Here is a 22,512-nt window from a genome sequence, read left to right as displayed (position 1 = left end):
CGGGCTCGCCCCGGCCGCATCACTCCTGCGGGCGGAGCGTCGGGATCGAGCTCGTGTGCGCGGCGTCGATGTTCTCGCGCCAGGACCGGGACTGGCCGGCGCGCAGGGCGCAGAGCACGAGCATGAACCAGCCGGCCCCGACGATCGTGAAGCTCTCGAACATCGAGTCGACCGCGAGCGTGACGAGGGTGATCGGCGTCCACGCGTAGACGACGGACCGCCGCACGCTGGCCACCAGCCACGAGCGCACCAGCGCCACGCCGCCGAGCAGCAGGAAGAGCACGAGTCCGATCGAGCCCAGCTGCAGGAGCACGTCGAAGAACGCGTTCAGCGCGCTCTGATGGCGGTCGTCGAGCTGGAAGTTGATGTAGGTGAACGGGTACTCGCCGCGCGCCCAGTCTCCGAACCATCCCCAGCCCTGGATCGGCTTGACGGCGACGAAGTCCAGGATCGTGTTCCAGAGCGTGGCGCGGATCGAGAAGTCGGAACCGGCGTCGAGGAGCGCGATGATCTGATGCCGCAGCGCGAACGCCACGGTGAGCGCCAGAGCGACGAGGATCCCCAGCATCCACTGCACCAGATTGCGCCGTTCCGGCGACGCGTGCCGGACGATCGTCAGCGCGACCGTCACGATGCCGACGGCGACGGCGAGCACCAGCACGGTCGGGGAGGAGGAGAGGAACGCCAGCGATCCGGCGAGGGCGACGGACACCACGGCGAGCGGAGGGTCGACCGACTGGGTGCGCCACTCGATCACGAACGTGATCAGCGCGATGACCGCGATGAACCCCAGCATGTTGCGACTGCCGAAGAGACCCTGGATGGGGCCGCCCGCGGCCAGATTCCCCTGGACGCCGAGGAAGGCGAACGGGACGTCGAGCAGGATGCCGGACAGGATCTCGATGCCGAGCGAGACGGCCAGCAGCCCGCGCAGCGTGTCGCCGATCGCGCGGACCGTCTGCAGCGTGTCGCGGATGTGGCCGACGGTGATCGCCAGGAAGGCGAACCCGAACAGGGAGAGCCAGCCGAACACCGTGTCGGAGCGGTCGGTCGTCCAGACGAGGCTCACCAGGGCCCAGCAGAGGAACGCGAAGAGCGAGGAGGGCGCGATGCGCAGCGGCGACAGCTCCTCCCGGCGGACCCAGAGGATCGCGCCGCCGAGAAGGCACAGCGCCGTGATGACCGCGGCCAGGGTGACGGCCGACGTCATCTGCTCGATCGCGAACGATCCGAACACGGCGGTGAGAGCGGCCAGCGTGAACGCCCGTGCCATCTCGACGGACCCGAGAAGGCGCACGATCGGGCGGACCGGTGTCACGGAACCCGCCGCTGGCGCGCGCCGCGTTCGAAGAGGAGATCGCGCTCGCCCACGCCCACCAGCGGAACCGACTTGAGCTTGAACGACAGCAGCACCAGCAGCATCCAGCCCCAGAGCATGATCGGGGTCGACTCGGAGAGCCCCTGCACGAGGAGGACGATGGTGAACAGGCTCGGGAGCAGCGTGAGCGGCGAGAACGGCCGGGCGGCCTCGAGGTCCCAGCGCGGCCGGTCGACGGCGAAGAACCACGAGCGCCACAGCAGGCTCACGTAGGCGAGCGCCATGAGGACGACCCCGAGCGCGCCGAGCTGCAGCAGCACGTCGAGCCACATGTTGTGGGCGTGGAAGACGGTGATGCCGTGGTCGGTGATCCAGCCGTCGAACGCGGGGTCCGTCGGGATCCAAGGACTCGAGAAGCCGTTGCCGAAGAGCGGATGCTCGCCGGCGCGCTCGAGCACCTTCGACCAGATCAGGTCGGAGCGGCCCGTGAGGTCGGAGCTCCGGCCCAGAAGCGCGAGCAGAGGCTCCCGCACCAGCCACACCGCCGCGACGCCCAGGACCGTGCCGCCGATCGCGATCACGTAGACGCGGGTGCGCGCTCCCGGAGTACCGGCTCGCCGCATGAGCAGGGCGACCACGAGCACCACGGCGGCCGCAGCGGCGCAGACCAGCGCGGTCGCCGACGACGTGCGGAACAGGAAGTAGGCGGCCAGGAGCGACCACATCGCGAGCGTGGTCCGCCAGCGTGCGCGCGCGGCGAAGAGCACGCCGAAGGTGATGATCGCGAAGAGCGAGATGATCGCCAGCAGGTTGGCGTTGCCGACGATGCCCTGGATGCGACCGCCGTCGAACAGGTTGTCGCGCACCCAGTACCACTGCGGGTCGATCTCGCCGTCCGGCAGCGTGGCGAAGTTGGGCAGCAGCGGGCCGTGGATGACGAGGGAGACCCAGAGCTCGAGAGCCAGCGAGAGCCCGAGGATCCACTTGAAGGCCGACGACAGGGCGCGGACGATCTCGTGCCAGGTGAGCACGTGCGCGATGAACAGGCCGTTGATCGTGACAGCGGCGAGCAGCACCCAGGTGAGGAGCGTCGGTCCGCGCCACTGCGACCAGGCGACGGAGACGAGCGCGAGCGTCGTGTAGCCGAGTGCCGACCAGGGCAGGCGCCTCCAGCGGAAGGGCTGCGGTCGGTTGCGAGCGAGCATCGGGATGCCGATCGCGAGCGTGGCGAGGGTGAAGGCCGCGAGGACGATCCCGGCGCCGATCATCCCGAGCAGGTTGTAGACGGCCGAGTGCGCGAACGTGACGAAGAGCACCAGGATCACGTAGGCGCGCAGCAGCAGATGCCCCGTCGACTCGCGCTCCGGCGCGGTGGGCGGGGGCGCCACGGGATGCTTGGTGTACTGAGCCATCGCGTTCAGGCTACCGCGCCGCGCTTCGTGCGTCCCTGAGCGCCGCCGCACGGCTCTACGCTGGGATCCATGCTGCTCAGCCTCACGAACGCGCCCCGCGACTACGCCTGGGGATCCGACTCCCTGCTCGCCGAGCTCGAGGGCCGCACGCCCTCGGGCGCGCCGGAGGCCGAGGTCTGGTTCGGCGACCATCCCGGCGACCCGGCGGATGTGGAGGGCGGCGGCACGCTCGATCAGATCACGGGGGGCTCGCTCCCGTACCTGCTGAAGCTGCTCGCGGCCGGTCGGCCGCTCTCGATCCAGGTGCATCCGACGATCGCGCAGGCGCGCGAGGGGTGGTCGCGGGAGGACGGTCTCGCGGCGGACGACCCGCGGCGCAACTATCGGGACGACAACCACAAGCCCGAGCTCATCGTGGCGCTCAGCGACACCTTCGAATCCCTCAGCGGGCTGCGTCCGGTGGAGGGCACCGCGTCGCTGCTCGACGCGCTCGGCGACAGCGCGGGCGTCGAGGCACTCCGCCAGCGGCTGCGCGGCGACGGCGACGTCCTCCGCGCGGTGATCGGGTGGCTGCTCGGCGGTGAGGCGCAGACCGAGGTCGACGACATCATCGAGGCCGTGCGCACCGCGGCCGCGGCGGACGCGGGGGAGTGGAACGGCACGCTCCGGGCGATCGCCGGTGTGGCGGAGCACTACCCGGGGGACCCCGGTGTCGTCGTGGCCCTGCTGATGAACCACGTGGTCCTGCGGCGCGGAGAAGGCGTCTTCCTGCGCGCCGGCCTGCTGCACGCGTACCTCTCGGGGCTCGGAGTCGAGATCATGGCCGCGAGCGACAATGTGCTCCGCGGCGGTCTCACCCCCAAGCGCATCGACGTGCCGGAGCTGCTGTCGATCCTCGACACCTCCGCCGGCGAGGTGCCGGTGCTGCGTCCCTCAGGGGACAGCGGCAGCACGGTCTATCCGGTGCCGATCGCCGACTTCGCCCTCGAGCGGGTCTCGCTGGGCGGTACGCCGCTCACCCGGGACGTCGCCGGCCCGACGATGGTGCTCGCGACCGCGGGCGACGTCACCGTCGCCTCCGCCGCGGGAGAGGCCCGACCCATCGCCGTCGGTGCGGTGGCGTTCGCCACGCCGGATGAGGGCGCGATCACGCTGTCCGGAGCCGGCGAGGTGTTCATCGCGTCGCCCGGGCGCGACACGCCGATGCGCGACCAAGAACTTTAAACAGCGGCTTGAGGGTTTACGATCCGCGACTTGACCGGAGCGAATGACACGGGTGTAATTAGTGTGAGCACGGCCCGCCGGGGGGCGGAGACAGGGTTGGAGATCGAGATGACGGGATACCGTTCCGACGTACCGGAGAACTGGTTCGTCGATCCGATCAACCTCGGAGTGCCGGGGGTTCGGAAGCCGAACGCCGAAGACGACAACGCCCTCGCCTGGCAGAGCGACGCTCTCTGCTCGCAGACCGATCCCGAGGCCTTCTTCCCGGAGAAGGGCGGATCCACGCGAGACGCCAAGCGCATCTGCACCACGTGCGATGTCCGAGGGGAATGCCTCGAGTACGCGCTCAACAACGACGAGCGCTTCGGAATCTGGGGCGGACTCTCCGAGCGCGAGCGCCGCAAGCTCAAGCGTCGCGCGAGCTGATCGCATCCGGCTTCGCGGGCGCGCCGCGTCCACTGCTCCAGAGGCGCGGATCGCGCGCTTAGGCTGACCACGTCATGCCAGCCCGAGTTCACGCCATCATCGTCGCGCGCCCCGGATCCTCTGCCCGCGCGCAGCTCCTCCGCACTCTCGACGCCGTCCGGTCCCAGACGACACCTCCTGCCGCGGTGACCCTCGTCATGTGCGGCGATGCGACGACCGCTCGCGAGAGCGAGACGGTCGCCGGCACGGTCGAGGGCATCATCGAGGCGCGCGCGACGACGTCGTTCGCCGAGGCCGTGGAACTCGCACGCCCCCGCGTCGCCGACGGAACCGCGATCTGGCTCCTCGGCCAGGACACCGCACCCCACCCGCGCGCCCTCGAGCGGCTCAGCGGGATGCTGGAGCGTTCGCCCTCCGCGGTGATCGTCGCTCCCAAGCTGGTCGCGACCGACAACGAGAGGGAGATCGTCTCGCTCGGCGTGACGATGACGACACTCGGACGCTCGGTCGAACTGGCCGCGGGGGAGCTCGACCAGGGACAGCACGACGGCATGGACGACGTGCTCGGGTCCGACATCCGCGGCATCCTCATCCGGGGCGAGGTCCGCGACGCGCTGCGCCCGGACCCTGCGCTCGCCGGGGCCGATGAAGGTCTCGATCTCGGGGTCCGCGCCCGCCTCGGGGGCGGCCGCGTCGTGCTCGCACCGAGTGCGCGCATCTCGGCGGCTCCGGACGGGCCTGCGGCTCTGCCCTCCGGTGGCTCGCGCCGAGCCTACGTCCGACGTCTCGCACAGCTGCATCGCCGCCTCGCCTACGCCCCGGCGCCGGTGGTGCCCCTGCACTGGCTGGCGCTCCTCCCGCTCGCGCTCTGGCGATCGATCACGCACCTCATCGGCAAGCGACCGGAAGCGGTGATCCCCGAGTGGGCCGCCGCGCTCACCGCGATGCTGCGCGTCAACGCCGTCGCACGCTCGCGTGCCCGCATCCGCTCCTTCCGCGCCTCCACCTGGGCGAGCATCGCTCCACTGCGGGTCACGTCGTCGCAGCTGCGTCGCCGTCTCGACGACGGACACGGCAGCGAGGGCGGTGCTGTCAGCGAGCTGCGCTTCTTCTCCGGCGGCGGCGCGTGGGCCGTGCTGGCCGCGCTGGTGGTGAGCATCGCCTCCTTCACCACGGTGCTGGCATGGCCGACCGTCGGCGGCGGAGCACTGCTGCCCCTGCGGGACACGGTGTCCGCCCTGTGGAGCGATGCGGCCTGGGGGCTCCGCGGCGTCGGTCTCGATCTGGTCGGCCCCGCCGATCCGTTCGCCGGAGTCGTCGCCATCCTCGGCACGCTCTGGCCGGCCGGTCCCTCCTTCACGCTCGTGCTGCTCTGGATCCTCGCCCTTCCGCTCGCCGTTCTCGGGGGATGGTTCGCAGCCACGCGCGTCACCGACCGTGCGGGTCTCCGGATCTTCGCCGGCGTGGCGTGGGCGATGGCGCCGACCTTCCTGACGGCGCTCGTCGACGGACGGCCGAGCGCCGTGCTCGTGCATCTCCTGCTTCCCTGGCTCTTCCACGCGGCTGTCGTCGCGCACCGGTCCTGGGGAGCTGCGGGCGCCGCCTCGCTCCTGCTCGCCGCGGTCGTCGCGTGCGCACCGTCGCTGGCGCCCGCGTTGGCGCTGCTCTGGGTCGTCGCGATCGGCATCACCCTCGCGACGGCGCAGTTCCGCGGCGCCGGTCGGCAGCTCTGGCTCCCGCTTCCGACGGCGCTGCTGTTCGCGCCGCTCATCTTCTGGCAGATCGCGCACGGTTCGCCGCTCGCGCTGCTCGGCGACCCCGGATTCATCTGGGCCGGCCCGCAGGCGAGCGCCGACGCCGCCGGACGCCTCGCACTCGCGACCGGGTTCCCGACGAGCGACTTCGCCGGGTGGACGGTGTTCGCTCCGGCCGTGATCGGCACCTGGGCGCCACTGCTGTGCGCTCCGATCGCCCTGCTCGCTCTCGCCGCCGCGGTCGCCCCCCGCTGGCGCGCCGGCATCACGCTCCTCACCGTGACGCTGGCGGGACTCGCGACGGCGTTCCTCGCTGTCGGCATCACCGTGAGCTTCACGCAGGGCAATCCGGTCGCCATCTGGCCCGGTACCGGTCTCAGCCTCGCGTGGATCGGTCTCGTGGGCGCGGCGCTGGTCACGCTGGACACCGCGCTCACCCTGCCACGACTCCGCCTGGTCGCCACCTCGATCGCGGCCGTCGCGCTCGTGGTGTGCGCGGTGCCGGCCCTCACGGCGTTCCACCTCGACCGGTCGGCCCTGACGAACGGCCCGACCTCGACGCTGCCGGCCTATGTCGCGGCGCAGGCCGCCGGGGATCAGCAGATCGCCACCCTGGTCCTCACTCCTCAGGATGACGGCGGCCTGGCCGTCGATGTCGCCTGGGGAGCGAGTGAGACTCTCGGAGCCCAGTCGACCATGATGACCACCGCCGTCGAACCGCAGGGGACCGACATCACCACGCTCGCCGTCGACCTGCTCTCGGCTCGCGACTTCGATGCTCCGGGTGAACTGGCGAAGCAGGGCATCAGCTATGTGCTGCTCGCTCAGCTCCCCGGAGGACAGAGCGACAAGGCGCGTGCGCTGGGGACGACGGCCGTCACCTCGATCGATCAGCGTCCCGGATTCGTGCACGCCGGCACCACGGAGCGCGGCGTGCTGTGGCGGCTGGAGGCCGACGCGGCAGCACCTAAGGCGCTGACGCAGACCCAGCAGGGCACGGCGCGCCTGGTGATCACCCTGCAGCTCGTGTTCGTCTTCGCCGCCCTGCTGCTGTCCGTCCCGACGCGCGCATCGCGCCGCGCCGCTCGCTCGCAGTCCCGCATCGTCGGCCGGGTTCCCGAGGAGCCGCTCGTGCTCCCGCGGCACGCGGAGGATCGGGAGGACGACGACGCCGGGATCGCGGAGGCGACCGTGCCGACCGTCGCGACCGGCGAGACCGAGGATGCGATCTCCGACGATCCGCTCGTCGGTGTGGAGTCACCCGACGAGGCGCCGGGGCCCGAGGACGAGGCGATCTCCGACGAAGCATCCGCTCCCTCCGACGAGGAACCGTCGGCGGACGAGGTTCCTTCGGACGAGGATGTGCGCTCTGATGAGGAGGCTGCCTCTGATGAGGGGGCTGCCTCTGATGCCTCGGCCTCCGAGCAGCCGTCACCGTCCGACGACGCAGTGCCGTCCGCCGATGCGGCGACGCCCGCCGATGCCGCCGAGGAGGACAACCGATGAACGGCACCCGTGCTTTCCGAGTCGCCGCCACCAGCGCCCGCCTCATCACCGGGGTCGCGGTCGCGGTCGCGTGCACGGTCGGTGTCGTCGCGGCGATCCATGCGCCGTGGCCCGAGATCAGCCACGACCCCGCCCAGGTCCAGGTCACACCGCTGCCCGGCGACACCGTCCTCGTCTGCAACGGCGATCTGCGCGCGCTCGGGCGGGACTCGTCGGCCCCTCTGGACATGCGCTCCGCCGCGTCGCCGACCCTCACCGACGCCGGCACCTCGGGTCGTCCGTCGACCACGACGCTCGAGAGCCCTGACCTGCCGGATGCCGGCGAGGTCCGCGTGCTCACCGGCACGGTCGAGGGCCGCACCGCGCCGCTGATCGCGGCGGCGGAGTCGGTGACCATCGCGGAAGATGACCTCGCGGGGTTCGCCGCTCTGGCGTGCGGCGAACCCCGCCTGGAGTCCTGGCTCGTCGGCGGGAGTGTCGGCACCGGCACCGAGGACATCGTGACCCTGGCCAATGCCGGGAAGGTTCCGACCACGGTGACGCTGTCCGTCTACGGCACCACGCGCAGCGCGCGCACCGTGGTGGTGCCGGCCGGCACGCAGCTCGCTCTTCCCCTCTCGTCGATCGCGGCCGGGAACGACGCCCCGGTCGTCAAGGTCAACGCGGTGGGCGCGCCGGTGCGTGCCGTCCTGCAGTCCTCCCTCGTGCGGGTTCTCGATCCCGCCGGCATCGATCTGCAGGACGCGGTGGCGGGTGCGCAGCAGAACCTCGTGTTCTCCGGAGTGCAGTCGTTCCCTGTCGAGGGCGACGAGGCGGACATGACCGTCATGCGGCTCCTCTCTCCGGACGCGGACGGGCAGGCCCGCATCGTCGTGCGGGCCACCGGGTCACGCGACGTGGCGAACGAGTTCACCGTCCCGCTGTCGTCCGCGACCCCGGCCGACGTCTCGCTGAGCGGACTGGCACCCGGTACGTACTCGGTCGAGGTGGAGGCCGACGTCCCCGTGGTGGCCGCCGTGCGTCAGCAGGACGGCGCCGGCCTGGGATCCGACTTCGCCTGGGTGACCCCGGCTCCTGAGATCGATGCCGACGTCCTCGTCGCCGTCCCCGAGGGACCGACGGCGCAGCTGCAGCTCACGAACACCGCGGACGAGGATGCCACGGTGTCGCTCGAGCCTGCTGACGGCGGCGACGCCGAGGAGATCGTCGTCCGGGCGGGAGAGTCGGTGAGTGCCGACGTGGAGCCGGGGACGACGTACCTGCTGCGGCCGGCGGCCACGGTTCATGCCGCCGTCACGATGACGGAGCCGGGCGCACTCGCGGTGCTGCCCGTGCAGGCCGGCTCCGGGGCCGAGCAGACGATCACCGTCTACCCCTGACCTCGAGTGCCGGCGTTCCCTGCGCGGGGACGGGGTCAGTGGTCGTGGCCGAGATCCCAGGGCTCTCGCCCGACGTACTCGGCCGCCGCGCGGAACACCGCGCTCTCGATCGCCATCCGGCGATGTGCCGCGTCATCGTGACCGGGTGGCAGGAGACGTTCGATCGGCAGGCGGAACAGCACGATCCGACGGTTCTCACGGTCGAGGTACCAGCGCGGCACCTCGTCGGTGGCGTCGAAGGCCGGGATCGCACCGATCTCGAATCGCACCTCCTGGAGTTCCGGCCAGGTGCCGCGGAGGAACTCGACAGCGGTGCCCACGGTCAGGTCGAATCGGTCGAGTCGGCCGTCGAGGGGAGCAAGAGGAGGCCGGACGACCTCGCTGCGTCCGAGCCGCCCGTGGCGTCCGTGCCGTGCTCCGCGCCGAGGGGCTGCGGAGGTGCGAGCGGATCGGCGACGGGGCATGACGAAAGTCTAAGCGGTGCCGCTGCGCGCGGCGCGGCATCCGGCGGCCGGCACTGCGGCACCGTACTGTTGCGTTGATGGACGGACGACTCTGCTCGAAGGTCGGCTGCGCGCGAGAAGCGGTGGCCACGCTCACCTACGATTACCGCGATCAGATGGCGGCACTCGGACCGCTCGGCGCGGCGAACGATCCGCAGGCGCACGACCTGTGCTCTCCGCACGCGGACCGCATGTCGGTCCCGTCCGGCTGGATCGTCGTCCGGCACGAGGCCCTTCGCGCCTGACCGCATCCCGACGACACGCGGGAGAGGTCGCGATGACCGGAGAGGGCGTCTGAGTACTCTGGCCGCGGGCCCGTCAGAGCGGCGCGTTCGGAAAGGCTGCCGTGATCGTCTGGCGTCGCTGGATCTTCCCCCTCCTCCTCGTGCTCGTGTTCGGAGCGTGCGCCGCGGCGCTCGTCAAGATCGCCTTCTTCCCCGACCGCGCCGAGAGCGTCGTCAGCCCGGAGGCGGGGATCACGGATCCCGTCGTGGCGGTGGAGCGTGGTTCTGTCGTCAACGCGCTGAGCCTGAGCGGGAACGTCGCGCGGGATGACAAGTACGGTGTGCGGAGCGAGCTGAACGGCACGGTCACAGCCGTCCATGTCGGGGAAGGAGCCACGGTCGCGGCGGGGCAGGCGCTCTTCACCGTGCGCCAGGAGGATCCCCGCGCGGACATCGACGTGCTCGCTCCGGAGGGCGGCGACGTGTCGGAGATCGCCCTGGTCAAGGGGCAGGCGGTATCCGTCGGCACCGAGTCCTACACCCTCACCCCGGCGCGCTATCACCTGCTGGCCACCGTGGAGCCCGTCCAGCTGTACCGCCTGGTGAACGCGCCGACCGAGGGCACCGTGACGATCGCCGGCGGCCCGGCACCCTTCGTCTGCACGGGCGTGGGGGTGCAGGTCAGCGCTGAGGGCACGGCGAGCGTCCGCTGCGCCATCCCCGGCGATCAGACGGTCTTCGCCGGTCTTCCCGCGACCATGGATCTCGCCCTCGGCCAGGTCGAGGACGCGCTCGTGATCCCCGTCACGGCCGTGCAGGGCGGCGCCGGAACCGGGAACGTCTGGGTCGATGCCGGCGACGGCACCGAGCCGGAGGAACGCGCGGTGAAGCTCGGGGTCAACGACGGCGTCATGGTCGAGGTCGTCGAGGGGCTCGAGGAGGGCGACAGCATCCGGCAGTTCGTGCCGGGGTTCGTGGCTCCGGTCGAGGAGTTCTGCTACGAGGTCTCTCCCGGGGTCGAGCAGTGCGACAGCGGGATGAACTGGTGACGCTCGTCGCTCTGCAGGACGTCGAGAAGAGCGTGCTGCTGGCCGACGACTCGCGGCTCGAGATCCTCCGCGGCATCGATCTCGAGGTGAGCGCAGGAGACCACGTCTCGATCGTCGGCCGCTCCGGCTCGGGCAAGTCCACACTGCTCAACATCCTCGGCATGCTCGACGCGCCCACGTCGGGCACGGTCGCCTTCGAGGGCCGCGAGGTGCGCCGCATGCGTTCGGGACGGCTCGACCGGCTGCGGGGTGACAACGTCGGGTTCGTGTTCCAGCAGTTCAATCTGCTGCCGGGACGCACCGCGATCGACAACGTCATGATGCCTCTCGGCCACGCGAAGGGGCGGATGTTCTGGAACCGCCGGCAGATCGCCGCGGACATGCTGGAGCGCGTGGGGCTCGGGCATCGCGTCGACCAGGTCGCTGATCGGCTGTCGGGCGGTGAGCAGCAGCGCGTCGCGATCGCCCGCGCTCTGGTGCGCAGGCCCGTGCTGATCCTCGCCGACGAGCCCACCGGTGCGCTCGACATCGACACCGGAGCATCCGTCATGTCGCTCCTCGACGAGGTGGCCACCGAGACGGAGGCGGCGCTGGTCACGATCACGCACGACCTGCACGTCGCCGCGCGCGCACGGCGCCACTACCGACTGGATGCCGGAGCTCTCGCACCGGCCGACCTCAGTCGGGCCTTCGAGGCGTCCACGCTCGCCGCAGCGGTGCCGGCCCCGCCGGACGGACCGCGCGCATGACCGGCTTCCTCGGCGCGCTCGCCGACGCCTGGGCCGAGATCCGCGTCCACAAGCTCCGCGTCCTCCTCAGCCTGATCGGCATCGCCGTCTCCGTCGGCGCCCTCACCGCGGTCGTCGCGATCTCCGAGTATCAGCGCCAGTACCAGGCCGAGCAGTCCGATCGCTGGGGCGGCAGGGCGGCGACCATCGTCGTCGGCGTGAGCGGAGACGAGGGCGCCCCGGTCGACATCGACGACTTCGACGAGCGCTTCGCACGAGTCGGTGAGCGATTCTCCTTCAGCCATACCGCGCGAATCGTGCAGGGCATGACCGTGGGAATCCGGCTCCCGGAGGGCATCACCGACGTCAACGCACGATTGATGGATCCGGTGTACTCGGAGATCCATCGCGAGAAGCTCCTGGAGGGGCGCTGGCTTCGCGACTCCGACATCGAGGCGCTGGCACCCGCGGCCGTCATCTCCGAGCCGCTGTGGGACCGCATCGGGCGCGTGCCGCTCGCCGAGCATCCGATCGTGACGCTCACCGGGGCGGGCGGCGGCACCTACCAGGTCGTCGGCGTGGTCCCGCGGCAGGGATTCGGCGACGAGGAGCTCCGCATCGATCTGCTGTACGACGCGTACCGCGAGCGCGTCGACGCGCTCCCCGAGGACGCCTGGTCGCAGTACGAGATCTGGGTCGGCCCGGAACAGGCGAACGAGATCGGTCCGGTGCTCGCGATGGACCTGCGTGCCGGGCTCCCCGAGGGACAGACGGTCTCGGTGAGCCGGTCGGACTGGGCTGCTCAGCCGGGGACGATGGATGCGCAGGCGACCTTCGAGATGGTGACGGGCGGCATCGCCGCCGTGATCCTCGCCCTCGGCGCACTGAGCCTCATCAACATCCAGCTCGTGGCGATGCGTCAGCGCGTGCGCGAGATCGGCGTCCGTCGTGCGTTCGGAGCGAGTTCGGGACGGGTGTTCTTCTCGGTGTTCCTGGAGAGCCTCGTGGCCACGACCGTCGCGGGAGCGATCGGGATCGCGATCGTCGTCGCCGTGCTCCGCTCGGACTGGCTGCTCACGACGATGTTCATCGGGATGCAGGATGTGCCGCCGTTCCCGATGCGGGCGGCGGTGATCGGCCTCGTCGCCTCGGTCATCGTCGGTGCGGTGTCCGGCTTCATCCCCGCCCTCGTCGCGCTGCGGGTGAAGGTGATCGACGCGATCCGCTTCTGACACATGGCGGTCCGCCGCGGGGGACTGGAACAATGGGGGCATGCCAGAGCTCGAGTACCGCGTCGCCGACCTGTCCCTCGCCGAAGCCGGCCGGCACCAGCTGCGACTCGCGGAGAACGAGATGCCTGGCCTCATGGCGCTCCGAGAGGAGTTCGGCGCCGCGCAGCCCTTGACGGGCGCCCGCATCGCCGGGTCCCTGCACATGACCGTGCAGACCGCGGTGCTGATCGAGACGCTCGTCGCGCTCGGTGCGCAGGTGCGCTGGGCCAGCTGCAACATCTTCTCCACGCAGGACGAGGCCGCGGCCGCGGTGGTGGTCGGGCCCGACGGAACGGTCGACGCCCCCGCCGGCGTGCCCGTCTTCGCCTGGAAGGGTGAGAGCCTCGAGGAGTACTGGGCCTGCACCGAGCGCATCTTCGACTGGTCCGCCGAGGGCTTCGACGGTCCGAACCTGATCCTCGACGACGGCGGCGACGCCACACTGCTCGTGCACAAGGGCGCGGAATCCGAGAAGGCGGGCGCTGTTCCCGCGACGACAGCGGACGACTCGCACGAGTACACGATCATCCTCGACCTGCTGCGTCGTTCGCTCGCCTCGTCGCCGGACCGCTGGACCAAGGTCGCCGCTGGTCTCATCGGCGTCACGGAGGAGACCACGACGGGCGTGCACCGCCTGTACGAGCTCGCAGCGGCCGGCGGACTGCTGTTCCCGGCCATCAACGTCAACGACTCGGTGACCAAGAGCAAGTTCGACAACAAGTACGGCATCCGCCACTCCCTCCCCGACGGACTGAACCGCGCCACGGACGTGCTCATCGGCGGCAAGGTCGCCTTCGTCTGCGGCTACGGCGACGTCGGCAAGGGAGCGGCCGAGGCGCTGCGCGGACAGGGCGCGCGCGTCATCGTCAGCGAGGTCGATCCGATCTGCGCGCTGCAGGCCGCGATGGACGGCTTCCAGGTGGCGCGGCTGCTCGATGTGGCCGGCGAGGTCGACATCGTCGTGACCGGCACGGGGAACCGCGACGTGGTCACCACCGAGCACCTGCAGGCGCTGAAGCACCTGGCGATCGTCGCGAACGTCGGCCACTTCGACAACGAGATCGACATGGCGGGGCTCGAGGCGCTGCCCGGCGCGGAGAAGATCGAGATCAAGCCGCAGGTGCACGAATGGCGGATGCCGAACGGTCGCAGCGTGCTCGTCCTCAGCGAGGGACGCCTGATGAACCTCGGCAACGCCACCGGCCACCCATCGTTCGTGATGAGCGCGTCGTTCACGAATCAGGTGCTGGCGCAGCTCGAGCTGTTCACGAACATCGAGGCGTATCCGACCGGCGTGTACACGCTGCCGAAGGCACTGGACGAGAAGGTCGCGCGCCTGCACCTCGACGCCCTGGGCGTGCAGCTGACCACCTTGACCGACGGACAGGCCGCATACATCGGGGTTCCCGTCGACGGGCCCTACAAGCTCGATCACTACCGCTACTGAGCGCGCGGCGCGGCGGGTGACGAGAGCCGCTCAGACCCCGACGCGACGACCGGTGAGCTTCTCGGCCCGCCGATCGGAGTTCTCCAGCGCGCGGCGCTCCCGCTCCCTGCGCAGCACGGTGATGCCGATCAGCACGGCCTCCGGATGCGCGGGAGGCATCGGCGACACGTAGGGGGTCGCCTCGGCGAGCAGGTCCTGGGCGACCCTGGCCCGCGCTGCAGGGACCAGGCGAGGAGCGCTCTGCAGGAACTGGGAGATGCGCCGCGCGAGCCGGTCGGGAAGTCGCGCCACGTCGGCGATCTGCGCCCAGCCGCCGAGCTCCGGCGGAAGGACCGGCACGATCGGGATGAGCCGTGGGGTGCGCACACGCTGGCTGTACGTTCCCGCGACCAGATCGCCCAGGCGCTGGGAACGGGAGTTGAAGGCGCCCGTGAGGACGGCGACGCCGCCGAACGTGCCGTAGATCTCCAGCACGCCCAGCAGGGCGCGGATGAACGCGTGGCGGAAGCCCGCAGCGCCACCGTCGACACGCACGATGCGCCCGCCGACCGCGAGCTTTCCGAGGCTGCGGCCCTTCGTGGCGACCTCCACGGTGATGGGCAGCACCACGAAGCTGACCACCAGTGCGGCGACCGTCGCGATGCGGTCCGTGGCGTCGTCGAGCACACCGGCGTCGAGCAGCCAGATGCGCAGGAACAGCCACAGGATGAAGACGGCGAACCCGACCACCATGTCGATCAGGGCGCCCAAGGCGCGGAGCAGGAAGCCGACCGGCTGCACGTCGATCGCGACGGCCTCGCCGGAGAGCACCTCGTCGGACGCATCGATCGGGACGGACATGAGTACAGTAAATCAGGTGGATGCCGATGCGCTGTCTGATGCACGCCGCGCCGAATGGGAGCGCTTGGACGAGCTGAGCCGCGCCCGCCTGGACGGGGCGGGTGTCGACGAGCTGATCGTGCGCTACCGCGCGGCGTCCGCGGACCTCGCCGAGCTCAAGACCTCGGTGGGGGAGTCGCCCCAGGGTGCCTACCTCTCCACGATCCTCGTGCGCGCGCGGCTCCGCCTCACCGGGGCCTCGGACAGCATCCTGACGCAGACCGCGCGGTTCTTCAGCCTCCAGCTGCCCGCAGCCCTGTACCGGCTGCGCTGGACCACGGCCATCATCGCCGTGTCGTTCATCGCGATCGGCGTCGGCACCGCCGCGTGGATCGCGAACGATCCGGCGCTCATCGCGACGCTCGGTCCGCCGGATGCGCTCGAACAGTATGCGGACGAGAGCTTCACGGGCTACTACACCGAGAACCCCGCCGCCGAGTTCATGGGGATGGTCTGGACGAACAACGCCTGGATCGCGATGCAGTGCGTGCTCTTCGGCGTGACCGGCATCTGGCCGATCGCCGTGCTCGTGCAGAACGCGATGGGCCTCGGTCTGTCGGGCGCCGTGATGGCCGCGCACGACAAGGCCGATGTCATGCTGCTCTACATCCTCCCGCACGGCATGCTCGAGCTGACCTGCATCTTCGTCGCCGCGGCCGCCGGTCTGCACATCTTCTGGGCCTGGGTCGCGCCAGGGCCCCGCTCCCGCGGCGAGGCGCTCGCGGAAGAGGGCAGGTCGCTGGCGACGGTGGCGCTCGGGCTGGTGTTCGCGCTGTTCCTCGCAGGCCTGGTCGAGGGCTTCATCACCGGCTGGTCGCTGCCCTGGCCGGTGAAGATCGGCATCGGTGCGGCCGCGCTCGCCGTGTTCCTCATCTACATGATCGTGATCGGCGGTCGGGCCCACCGCCGAGGCGCGACCGGCGATCTGGTGGAGTACGAGGCCGGCACGCCGCGACTCGTCGCCGGGTGACCCCGGTCCGACGGATCAGAGCCGTCCGGCGGCCTTGAGCTCGAGGTAGCGGTCGGCGATGCGCGGCGGAAGCTCCTCCGGGTCTGCGGCGATCGCTTCGCCCCCGGCGCGACGGATCGCGTCCGCGACGTTCTCCGCATCCCTGAGCGTGCGCTCGGCAGCCGCGGCGAGATAGATCTCCTCGCGTGAGCCTCGCCGACGGGCGAGATCCGCGATGTCGTCATCCGTCACCGATCCGACCAGCACCGTCGTCGCACGAGACGCGTCGGGGAAGGCACCGAGGAACGCCCTGGCGGACTCCGCGGCGTCCTGCGCGGTGAGCACGACGATGAGCGAGGGGCGGGTCGTGAGCGTGCGGACGGCGGCGAATGCGCCGTGCCAGTCGGTGTCGACCAGACGTGCATGCACCGGGGCCATCGCGTCGGTCATGGCGGGGAGCAGGGCCGTGCCGTCGACGCCGGTGACGCGGCCGCGCACCACACGGTCGTACATCAGCAGGTGCACGTGATCCCCGGCGCGCGAGGCGAGCGCGGCGAGCAGGAGCGCCGCCTCGAGCGAGGCGTCGACGCGCGTGCCGTCGCCCACCCGAGCGGCCGCCGTGCGTCCGGTGTCGATGATGATGACCACGTGACGGTCGCGCTCCGGCCGCCAGGTGCGCAGCATGGTCGTTCCGGCGCGCGCGGTCGCTCGCCAGTCGATCGACCGCACGTCGTCGCCGCGCACGTACTCGCGCAGCGAGTCGAACTCGGTGCCCTGCCCGCGGACCTGGATGCTCGTGTTGCCGTCGAGTTCGCGCAGTCTCGCGAGTCGCGAGGGGAGATGCTTGCGGGAGGAGAAGGCGGGCAGCACACGGATCGCCCCGCGCACTCGGTGCCGCGTCTGCCGACCGGCCAGGCCGAGTGGACCGCGGGAGCGGATCATGACGAACTCGCTTACCAGCTCGCCGCGGCGGCGAGGCAGCAGCGGGATCGCGACCCGTGCGCGTTCCCCGGGAGGGATGCTCAGCTGCGGGCGCGCGGGCGATGCCCCGGCCGTCGGCTGCCAGGCGTCGCGGATCACCGCGTGCAGCGTGCGCTCACCGTGATTCTGCAGGGCGACGCTCACCGGCACCGGCTCGCCGATCCGCGTGCGCTTCGGCACGCGGCGCGTCACCGTGACACTTCGAGGACTGGCCGCGAGGGCGATGTCGATCCCGGTCAGCAGGAGGCAGAGCGCGATCCATCCGCCGAGCACCGCGTACGCCGGATAGCCCGCGAGTCCGGCCAGGACGAGCGGGATCACGCCCACGGCGAGGGCGAGGGCGAGGCGGCCGGTGACGAACACCTAGATCGGCACCCTGGTCTGCTGCACGACCGAGGTGAGCACGGCATCCGCCGACACGCCCTCCATCTGGGCGTCAGGGCGCAGCTGCAGGCGATGGCGCCAGACCGGCACCAGCATGGTCTGGACGTGGTCGGGGGTGACGGCGGAGGAGGCGTTGAGCCATGCCCATGCCTTCGCGGCGGCGAGAAGCCCCGTCGACGCGCGCGGGCTCGCCCCGAGCTCGACGGACGGGGACTGACGCGTCGCCCTGGCGAGATCGACGACGTAGCCGAGGACGTCGTCGGTGACCTCGACGCGCCCCGCGGCCGCCTGCGCCGCGCGGATCTCGTCTGCCGTGACGACGGACTCGACGCCGGTCAGGTCGCGCGGTGAGAAGCCCTCCGCGTGCCGGCGCAGGACGGAGACCTCGGCATCGCGCTCCGGCATCCCGACGACGAGCTTCATGAGGAAGCGGTCGAGCTGCGCCTCGGGCAGCGAGTACGTCCCCTCGTGCTCGATCGGGTTCTGCGTGGCCGCGACGAGGAACGGATCGGGCAGCGGCCGGCTCACGCCGTCAGCGGAGACCTGGCGTTCCTCCATCGCCTCGAGGAGAGCTGCCTGCGTCTTCGGCGGCGTGCGGTTGATCTCGTCGGCGAGCAGGATGTTCGTGAACACCGGGCCCGCACGGAAGTCGAACTCCCCGGTGCGCGCGTCGTACACGAGGGAGCCGGTCACGTCGCCGGGCATGAGGTCGGGCGTGAACTGCACGCGCTTCGTGTCGAGCCCGAGAGCCCGCGCGAACGAGCGCACGACCAGGGTCTTCGCGACACCGGGTACGCCTTCCAGCAGCACGTGCCCTCGGGCGAGCAGCGAGACGAGCAGGCCCGTCACGGTGCCGGCCTGACCGACGACGGCCTTGTCGACCTCGGTGCGCACGCGGTGCATTGCCTGACGCAGCGCGGCGTCGTCGGCGGAGTGGTTGTCAACGGTCACGTGGTGGCCTCGGCTTCCGTGGGGATGGATGGACGGCGATTCGGATGCGGATCACGACTCGCCCCTGGTGGTGTGCATGCTCGCCTCCACGGCGGCCTCGAGCTCGTCGAGCCGTCGGGCGAGCTCGACGAGGGCGGCGTCGTCTGCAGGGAGCGGGCCCGCGAGCAGCGCCTGCAGCGTGCCGCGGGGGATTCGGAGGCGATCGGATGCCGCGTCGGCGACCTCGTCGGCTCCGGCGTGGACCGCGAGTCCGAGGCGGCGGGCGAGACGGCGCTGCGCGCCGTCGCGGAGCGCCTGTCCCGCGTGGGGGGCGTCGCCGGCCTTCGCCGTGAGACGCGCGCGCCCGTGCATGGTCTCGGACGCGCGCACGGTCACCGGAAGAGTCTCGGCGACGAGCGGTCCGAAGCGCTGGCCGCGCCAGATCGCGGCGGCGACCCCGGCGGCGAGGAGCAGCAGGATGACGGGCGTGACCGACGGAGGTGTGAGGCTGCCCAGCGTGTCGGGCGACTGGCCCTCGATGTCGGTGTCGCCGAACGACGGCACGTACCAGACGACCCGCTCGGTCTGACCGAGGAGCGCGAGGGCGAGGGCGGCGTTGCCGTTCTCGGCGAGGTAGGCGTTGCTGAAGAGCTTCGTGCCCTCCACGACGAGGACGTCGCGGTCCGCGCGTTCATCGACGAGGACCGCGGCGCCGTCGGCGTCGCCGAAGCAGGCCTCGACGCCGTCGGCGGGGGAGAAGAACCGGTCGGCGCGGATCGTCCCGACCTCGGCGAACTCCGGGACGTCGCACTCCGCATCCGCGGGCGCGGAGCTCCCCGGGGCGTTCTCGCCGATGTCGAGGACGTTCAGCAGGTGCGTGCCCGTCGAGAGGAAGACGATCCGGTCGGCGGGCTCGAGCAGCTCGGCGAGGGCGTCGTCGCTCAGCGTGTAGGGGTTCGTCATCACCAGGGTCGTGTCGTCGCCGACCGCCGCGCGGGCCTCGGCACGGGATCGGACGACCGACACCTCCACACCCTGGTCGCGCAGGATCTCGGCGAGGGCGAGAGCGCCGGAGTCGTCGCGTCCTTCCGGATCGAGCGTGCCGCGGGCGCCAGGGCCGCTCGCGCTCACGCGGAGGGCGACGAACGCGACGAGCAGGACGAGCGCGACGACGATCACCCATCCGACGATCGTGCGCACGCGCCGGGGTCGGGCGTCTGCGGTGGACTGCTCCGCACTCGCCTGCTCGATCGAGGTCACGCGGGCACCGCCTCGAGGCGTCGTGCGCGCAGTCGCTCATCCGTGGCCGCGAGGTCGCGGTAGCTCTCCTCGGTCGCGGGGTGGCGCAGATAGCGCACGTCGTCGAAGGACACCGCTGCGCGACGCATCGCGCCGGCCTCGTCGGCGAACACCGCGCTGGCCTCCCGGGCGATCGATTGCGCGGTCGCCCCGGGCGCCGGATCGATGAGGTCGCGCTCCAGCAGGCTGCGGGCGATCGCGCGGTAACGGAGGATCGTGGCGGTGTCCCAGTCTCCGTCGCGGGCGCTGCGCTCGGCATCCGCTCTGAGCTGCGCGGCGGTGCGGTCGTCCTGCTCGCCCAGGAGGTCGGTCCGCGCCCGGCGCACGGCCCTCGAGCTCCGCGGGCGTCCCCAGATGATGAGCGCGGTGACGAGTGCCGCGACGATGATCGTCGTCACGATGATGAGCGCCCAGGGCCCGACGTTCGCGCCGTTGTCGGACGTGAAGAGGTCGGCGATGAACCTCCCGATGTCGCGGGCGACGAGATCGAACCAGGTCGGCTTCGCGTCGGCGTAGCGGGGATTGGAGAGCTCCTCCTCGGCCCAGCGCCGCGCCTCGTCCCCGTCGGGGACGAACAGATCGTCGGACGGTCGGATCATGCCGTGCCGTCGCCGCTTCCCGGGGCGGCCCAGCCGCCGTCCGCGGGAGTGGCCCACGGGCTGTCGGTCGGAGGCGCCGGAGGGGCGGAGGACGCCGGAGGCGCGGCAGGAGCGGGAGGCGCGGCAGGAGCGGGAGGCGCCGCAGGAGCGGGAGGCGGCGCGGGCGCGAACGCGGCGGGAGGCGCGCCGGCCGGCTGCTGCGGTGCGTACGGCTGTGGCGTGTACGCCGATGGAACGTACGGCGGCGGCGCGGAGGGCTGTCCGGCGTAGGGAGGCATGCCGCCGGGCTGCGCGGCGTACGGCTGCGGCGGGTAGCCCTGCGGAGCCGGCGCCCCGTACGGTGCGTAGCCGGGCGTCTGGGACATCATCACGTGCTCCGGCACCTGCCGGGGAGGCGGAGCGCTGGACACGGCCCGCGACGGATCGACGGCGAAGGGGTCGCCCAGCTGCTCCTCGGTCCAGCCGACCTCACGACGCTCCACGTGCGAGATGAGCGTCTGATCGAGCCCCTCGTAGCGCATCCGGCAGTCCAGGTACACGAGGGCGGATCCCGTGCTCTGCACGACCAGGGTGATGGCCTGGAGCACGAGGAGCAGGATCTGCGGTGCGATGAGCGTGAAGATGAAGCCGATGACCGCACCGGGCTCGTACTCGCCGGTGGGAGCGACCACGGACCCGAGGAGCGAGCTGAGCATCGCGACGGGGAAGCTCACGACCTGCATCGCCAGACCCATGATGAAGCTGATGAGGAACGTGACGCCGAACGCGACCCAGAACCGGCCGCGCGTGAGGCGCCAGGAACGCACGAGCGCCTCGCGGAAGCGCGCCTTCTCGAGCACGAGGATCGAGGGCACCAGCAGCAGCTTGGTGCTCAGCCAGACGATCAGCGGGATCGAGGCCAGCCCGATGAGCACGACCACCAGCACGATGACCCCGATGAGCTCGACGCTGCCGCCGAGTCCGCCGGCGATGAAGGCCCCGATGATCAGGGCGACGATCGCGAAGAACCCGAACACCGCGATCACCGACAGCGAGGCGAAGCCGGCGAGACGCCAGAACGCGGGCGCCATCTTGCGCCACAGCATCCCGAGCGTCGCCTTCACTCCGATCGACGCGTAGCCGATGTCTGCGGCGACCACTCCCTGCATCATCGCCGTGAAGGCGATCGAGGTCAGGCCGACCGCGAGCCCCGCGATGATGTTGATCGCGATCGTGCCGGCGAGCACGGCCTCGAAGTCGGGGGAGGACGGCGACACGGTCTCCAGGCGCGAGAACGTGGTGAAGAGCACCACACCCATCACGCCGGCCGTGGCGACCACGACGACGAGCTGGATCACGACGGCGAAGCCGAAGAGCACCTTCGGGTTGTGCCGGAGGGCAGCGAAGGCCTTCCCCAGCAGCATCCCGAAGGTCAGCGGATGAAGGGGGATGACACCCTTCTTCGGGGCAGGGGTCCACGTCGCACCACTCACAGCACTCCCTCCATCGAGCGCTCCCATCGTGTCATATCCCTGTACGTGGTGCGCAGACCTGGGGACCGCGGGACTCGGTGCCATAAGGTAACAGTTATGACCTCACGCATTCTTGTGGTCGACGACGACACCGCGCTCGCCGAGATGATCGGCATCGTGCTGCGCACGGAGGGTTTCGAGCCGGTCTTCTGCGCCGACGGCGCACGTGCGGTCGACGAGTGGCGCACGCAGCGTCCCGACCTGGTGCTGCTCGACCTCATGCTCCCCGGCATGGACGGCATCGAGATCTGCACGCGCATCAGAGCGGAGTCGGGCGTCCCCATCCTCATGCTGACGGCGCGCAGCGACACCGCCGATGTGGTCCGCGGTCTCGAGGTCGGGGCGGACGACTACATGGTGAAGCCCTTCAACCCGAAGGAGCTGGTCGCGCGCATCCGCACCCGGCTGCGTCCGACGCCGCAGGCCACGAGCGAGCAGCTGAAGGTCGGCGACCTCACGGTCGACGTCGACGCGCACGAGGTGCGTCGTGGCACGACGCCGATCGCTCTCACCCCGCTGGAGTTCCAGCTGCTCGTCGCGCTCGCCTCGAAGCCGCAGCAGGTGTTCTCCCGCGAGATGCTGCTCGAGCAGGTCTGGGGCTACCACTACAAGGCCGACACCCGACTCGTGAACGTGCACGTGCAGCGCCTGCGCGCCAAGGTCGAGCTCGACCCCGACAATCCCAAGATCGTCATGACGGTGCGTGGCGTCGGCTATCGCGCCGGGAGCGTCGGTTAGG

Annotated in this window: 20 protein-coding genes; 11 read left to right on the top strand and 9 right to left on the bottom strand. The window is 71.0% G+C overall.

Annotated elements, in window-relative coordinates; genetic code table 11:
* Window positions 1-19: 19 nt before the first annotated feature.
* Both MRBLWH11_RS17605 and MRBLWH11_RS17600 read right to left on the bottom strand, forming a co-directional pair.
* A complete protein-coding gene (locus MRBLWH11_RS17605) occupies window positions 20-1,318 on the bottom strand; it encodes an O-antigen ligase family protein (RefSeq protein ID WP_116635365.1) in 1,299 nt (432 codons plus the stop codon).
* Entirely contained in the window at window positions 1,315-2,730 is a 1,416-nt protein-coding gene (locus tag MRBLWH11_RS17600) for an O-antigen ligase family protein (RefSeq protein ID WP_116635364.1), read from the bottom strand. The genes MRBLWH11_RS17605 and MRBLWH11_RS17600 overlap by 4 nt, the downstream gene beginning before the upstream one ends.
* A gap of 69 nt (window positions 2,731-2,799) precedes the next feature.
* Between MRBLWH11_RS17600 and manA the strand changes: the two genes are divergently transcribed.
* The 4 genes from manA (at window position 2,800) to MRBLWH11_RS17580 (ending at window position 9,019) form a co-directional block, all read left to right on the top strand.
* A complete protein-coding gene (gene manA, locus MRBLWH11_RS17595) occupies window positions 2,800-3,954 on the top strand; it encodes a mannose-6-phosphate isomerase, class I (protein WP_341945763.1) in 1,155 nt (384 codons plus the stop codon).
* Window positions 3,955-4,062: 108 nt separating this feature from the next.
* Complete coding sequence (locus MRBLWH11_RS17590; RefSeq protein WP_116635434.1) at window positions 4,063-4,380, top strand: WhiB family transcriptional regulator; 318 nt, start codon at window positions 4,063-4,065, stop codon at window positions 4,378-4,380.
* A 74-nt stretch (window positions 4,381-4,454) separates the two neighbouring features.
* Window positions 4,455-7,640, top strand: coding sequence for a glycosyltransferase (locus MRBLWH11_RS17585; RefSeq protein WP_341945761.1), 3,186 nt, complete (start codon window positions 4,455-4,457; stop codon window positions 7,638-7,640).
* Window positions 7,637-9,019, top strand: a complete 1,383-nt coding sequence (locus MRBLWH11_RS17580; protein ID WP_341945759.1) for a DUF5719 family protein — start codon at window positions 7,637-7,639, stop codon at window positions 9,017-9,019. The genes MRBLWH11_RS17585 and MRBLWH11_RS17580 overlap by 4 nt, the downstream gene beginning before the upstream one ends.
* 35 nt (window positions 9,020-9,054) lie before the next feature.
* Here the strand turns inward: MRBLWH11_RS17580 and MRBLWH11_RS17575 are convergent, their stop codons facing one another.
* Window positions 9,055-9,483: a hypothetical protein gene (locus tag MRBLWH11_RS17575; RefSeq protein WP_341945758.1), complete on the bottom strand. Its 429-nt coding sequence runs from the start codon at window positions 9,481-9,483 to the stop codon at window positions 9,055-9,057.
* Window positions 9,484-9,560: 77 nt separating this feature from the next.
* Between MRBLWH11_RS17575 and MRBLWH11_RS17570 the strand changes: the two genes are divergently transcribed.
* The 5 genes from MRBLWH11_RS17570 to ahcY all read left to right on the top strand — a co-directional run bounded on the left by MRBLWH11_RS17570 (window position 9,561) and on the right by ahcY (window position 14,241).
* Window positions 9,561-9,767, top strand: a complete 207-nt coding sequence (locus MRBLWH11_RS17570) for a DUF3499 family protein (RefSeq protein WP_116635361.1) — start codon at window positions 9,561-9,563, stop codon at window positions 9,765-9,767.
* A gap of 101 nt (window positions 9,768-9,868) precedes the next feature.
* Window positions 9,869-10,795: a biotin/lipoyl-binding protein gene (locus tag MRBLWH11_RS17565; RefSeq protein ID WP_341945757.1), complete on the top strand. Its 927-nt coding sequence runs from the start codon at window positions 9,869-9,871 to the stop codon at window positions 10,793-10,795.
* A complete protein-coding gene (locus tag MRBLWH11_RS17560) occupies window positions 10,792-11,544 on the top strand; it encodes an ABC transporter ATP-binding protein (RefSeq protein ID WP_341945756.1) in 753 nt (250 codons plus the stop codon). Before MRBLWH11_RS17565 ends, MRBLWH11_RS17560 begins: the two co-directional genes overlap by 4 nt.
* Window positions 11,541-12,755, top strand: a complete 1,215-nt coding sequence (locus tag MRBLWH11_RS17555; RefSeq protein ID WP_341945755.1) for an ABC transporter permease — start codon at window positions 11,541-11,543, stop codon at window positions 12,753-12,755. Before MRBLWH11_RS17560 ends, MRBLWH11_RS17555 begins: the two co-directional genes overlap by 4 nt.
* A gap of 40 nt (window positions 12,756-12,795) precedes the next feature.
* Window positions 12,796-14,241, top strand: a complete 1,446-nt coding sequence (gene ahcY, locus MRBLWH11_RS17550) for an adenosylhomocysteinase (protein WP_341945754.1) — start codon at window positions 12,796-12,798, stop codon at window positions 14,239-14,241.
* Window positions 14,242-14,271: 30 nt separating this feature from the next.
* Here the strand turns inward: ahcY and MRBLWH11_RS17545 are convergent, their stop codons facing one another.
* Entirely contained in the window at window positions 14,272-15,081 is an 810-nt protein-coding gene (locus tag MRBLWH11_RS17545) for an RDD family protein (protein ID WP_116635356.1), read from the bottom strand.
* Between the two features lie 16 nt (window positions 15,082-15,097).
* Here MRBLWH11_RS17545 and MRBLWH11_RS17540 point away from each other — a divergent pair, with 16 nt between their 5' ends.
* Entirely contained in the window at window positions 15,098-16,090 is a 993-nt protein-coding gene (locus MRBLWH11_RS17540) for a stage II sporulation protein M (RefSeq protein ID WP_116635355.1), read from the top strand.
* A 15-nt stretch (window positions 16,091-16,105) separates the two neighbouring features.
* On the opposite strand, the gene MRBLWH11_RS17535 is transcribed toward MRBLWH11_RS17540, so the two are convergent.
* From MRBLWH11_RS17535 to MRBLWH11_RS17515, 5 genes are all read right to left on the bottom strand, one after another.
* Complete coding sequence (locus tag MRBLWH11_RS17535; protein WP_116635354.1) at window positions 16,106-17,413, bottom strand: DUF58 domain-containing protein; 1,308 nt, start codon at window positions 17,411-17,413, stop codon at window positions 16,106-16,108.
* Window positions 17,414-18,337, bottom strand: a complete 924-nt coding sequence (locus MRBLWH11_RS17530; RefSeq protein ID WP_243408905.1) for a MoxR family ATPase — start codon at window positions 18,335-18,337, stop codon at window positions 17,414-17,416. It abuts the gene before it with no gap.
* 99 nt (window positions 18,338-18,436) lie between these two features.
* Window positions 18,437-19,624, bottom strand: coding sequence for a DUF4350 domain-containing protein (locus MRBLWH11_RS17525; RefSeq protein WP_341945752.1), 1,188 nt, complete (start codon window positions 19,622-19,624; stop codon window positions 18,437-18,439).
* On the bottom strand, window positions 19,621-20,262 hold the full coding sequence (locus MRBLWH11_RS17520; RefSeq protein ID WP_341945751.1) for a DUF4129 domain-containing protein: 642 nt from the start codon (window positions 20,260-20,262) through the stop codon (window positions 19,621-19,623). The genes MRBLWH11_RS17525 and MRBLWH11_RS17520 overlap by 4 nt, the downstream gene beginning before the upstream one ends.
* A complete protein-coding gene (locus MRBLWH11_RS17515) occupies window positions 20,259-21,734 on the bottom strand; it encodes a hypothetical protein (RefSeq protein ID WP_341945750.1) in 1,476 nt (491 codons plus the stop codon). The genes MRBLWH11_RS17520 and MRBLWH11_RS17515 overlap by 4 nt, the downstream gene beginning before the upstream one ends.
* 96 nt (window positions 21,735-21,830) lie before the next feature.
* Between MRBLWH11_RS17515 and mtrA the strand changes: the two genes are divergently transcribed.
* Window positions 21,831-22,511, top strand: coding sequence for an MtrAB system response regulator MtrA (gene mtrA, locus MRBLWH11_RS17510; RefSeq protein WP_116635349.1), 681 nt, complete (start codon window positions 21,831-21,833; stop codon window positions 22,509-22,511).
* The last annotated feature ends 1 nt before the right edge of the window (window position 22,512 follow it).

This window comes from Microbacterium sp. LWH11-1.2 (assembly GCF_038397745.1).
In the GTDB taxonomy this organism is placed as follows: Bacteria; Actinomycetota; Actinomycetes; order Actinomycetales; family Microbacteriaceae; genus Microbacterium.
Note: the sequence above shows the minus strand (reverse complement) of the source record. Positions and strands in the feature narration are given on the sequence as shown.

Excerpts from the sequence above, each read along its gene's own strand:
- MRBLWH11_RS17600 (WP_116635364.1), bottom strand. The coding sequence starts at position 2,730 with ATGGCTCAGTACACCAAGCATCCCGTGGCGCCCCCGCCCACCGCGCCG.
- manA (WP_341945763.1), top strand. The coding sequence starts at position 2,800 with ATGCTGCTCAGCCTCACGAACGCGCCCCGCGACTACGCCTGGGGATCC.
- MRBLWH11_RS17590 (WP_116635434.1), top strand. The coding sequence starts at position 4,063 with ATGACGGGATACCGTTCCGACGTACCGGAGAACTGGTTCGTCGATCCG.
- MRBLWH11_RS17585 (WP_341945761.1), top strand. The coding sequence starts at position 4,455 with ATGCCAGCCCGAGTTCACGCCATCATCGTCGCGCGCCCCGGATCCTCT.
- MRBLWH11_RS17580 (WP_341945759.1), top strand. The coding sequence starts at position 7,637 with ATGAACGGCACCCGTGCTTTCCGAGTCGCCGCCACCAGCGCCCGCCTC.
- MRBLWH11_RS17575 (WP_341945758.1), bottom strand. The coding sequence starts at position 9,483 with ATGCCCCGTCGCCGATCCGCTCGCACCTCCGCAGCCCCTCGGCGCGGA.
- MRBLWH11_RS17570 (WP_116635361.1), top strand. The coding sequence starts at position 9,561 with ATGGACGGACGACTCTGCTCGAAGGTCGGCTGCGCGCGAGAAGCGGTG.
- MRBLWH11_RS17555 (WP_341945755.1), top strand. The coding sequence starts at position 11,541 with ATGACCGGCTTCCTCGGCGCGCTCGCCGACGCCTGGGCCGAGATCCGC.
- ahcY (WP_341945754.1), top strand. The coding sequence starts at position 12,796 with ATGCCAGAGCTCGAGTACCGCGTCGCCGACCTGTCCCTCGCCGAAGCC.
- MRBLWH11_RS17545 (WP_116635356.1), bottom strand. The coding sequence starts at position 15,081 with ATGTCCGTCCCGATCGATGCGTCCGACGAGGTGCTCTCCGGCGAGGCC.
- MRBLWH11_RS17530 (WP_243408905.1), bottom strand. The coding sequence starts at position 18,337 with ATGCACCGCGTGCGCACCGAGGTCGACAAGGCCGTCGTCGGTCAGGCC.
- MRBLWH11_RS17520 (WP_341945751.1), bottom strand. The coding sequence starts at position 20,262 with ATGATCCGACCGTCCGACGATCTGTTCGTCCCCGACGGGGACGAGGCG.
- mtrA (WP_116635349.1), top strand. The coding sequence starts at position 21,831 with ATGACCTCACGCATTCTTGTGGTCGACGACGACACCGCGCTCGCCGAG.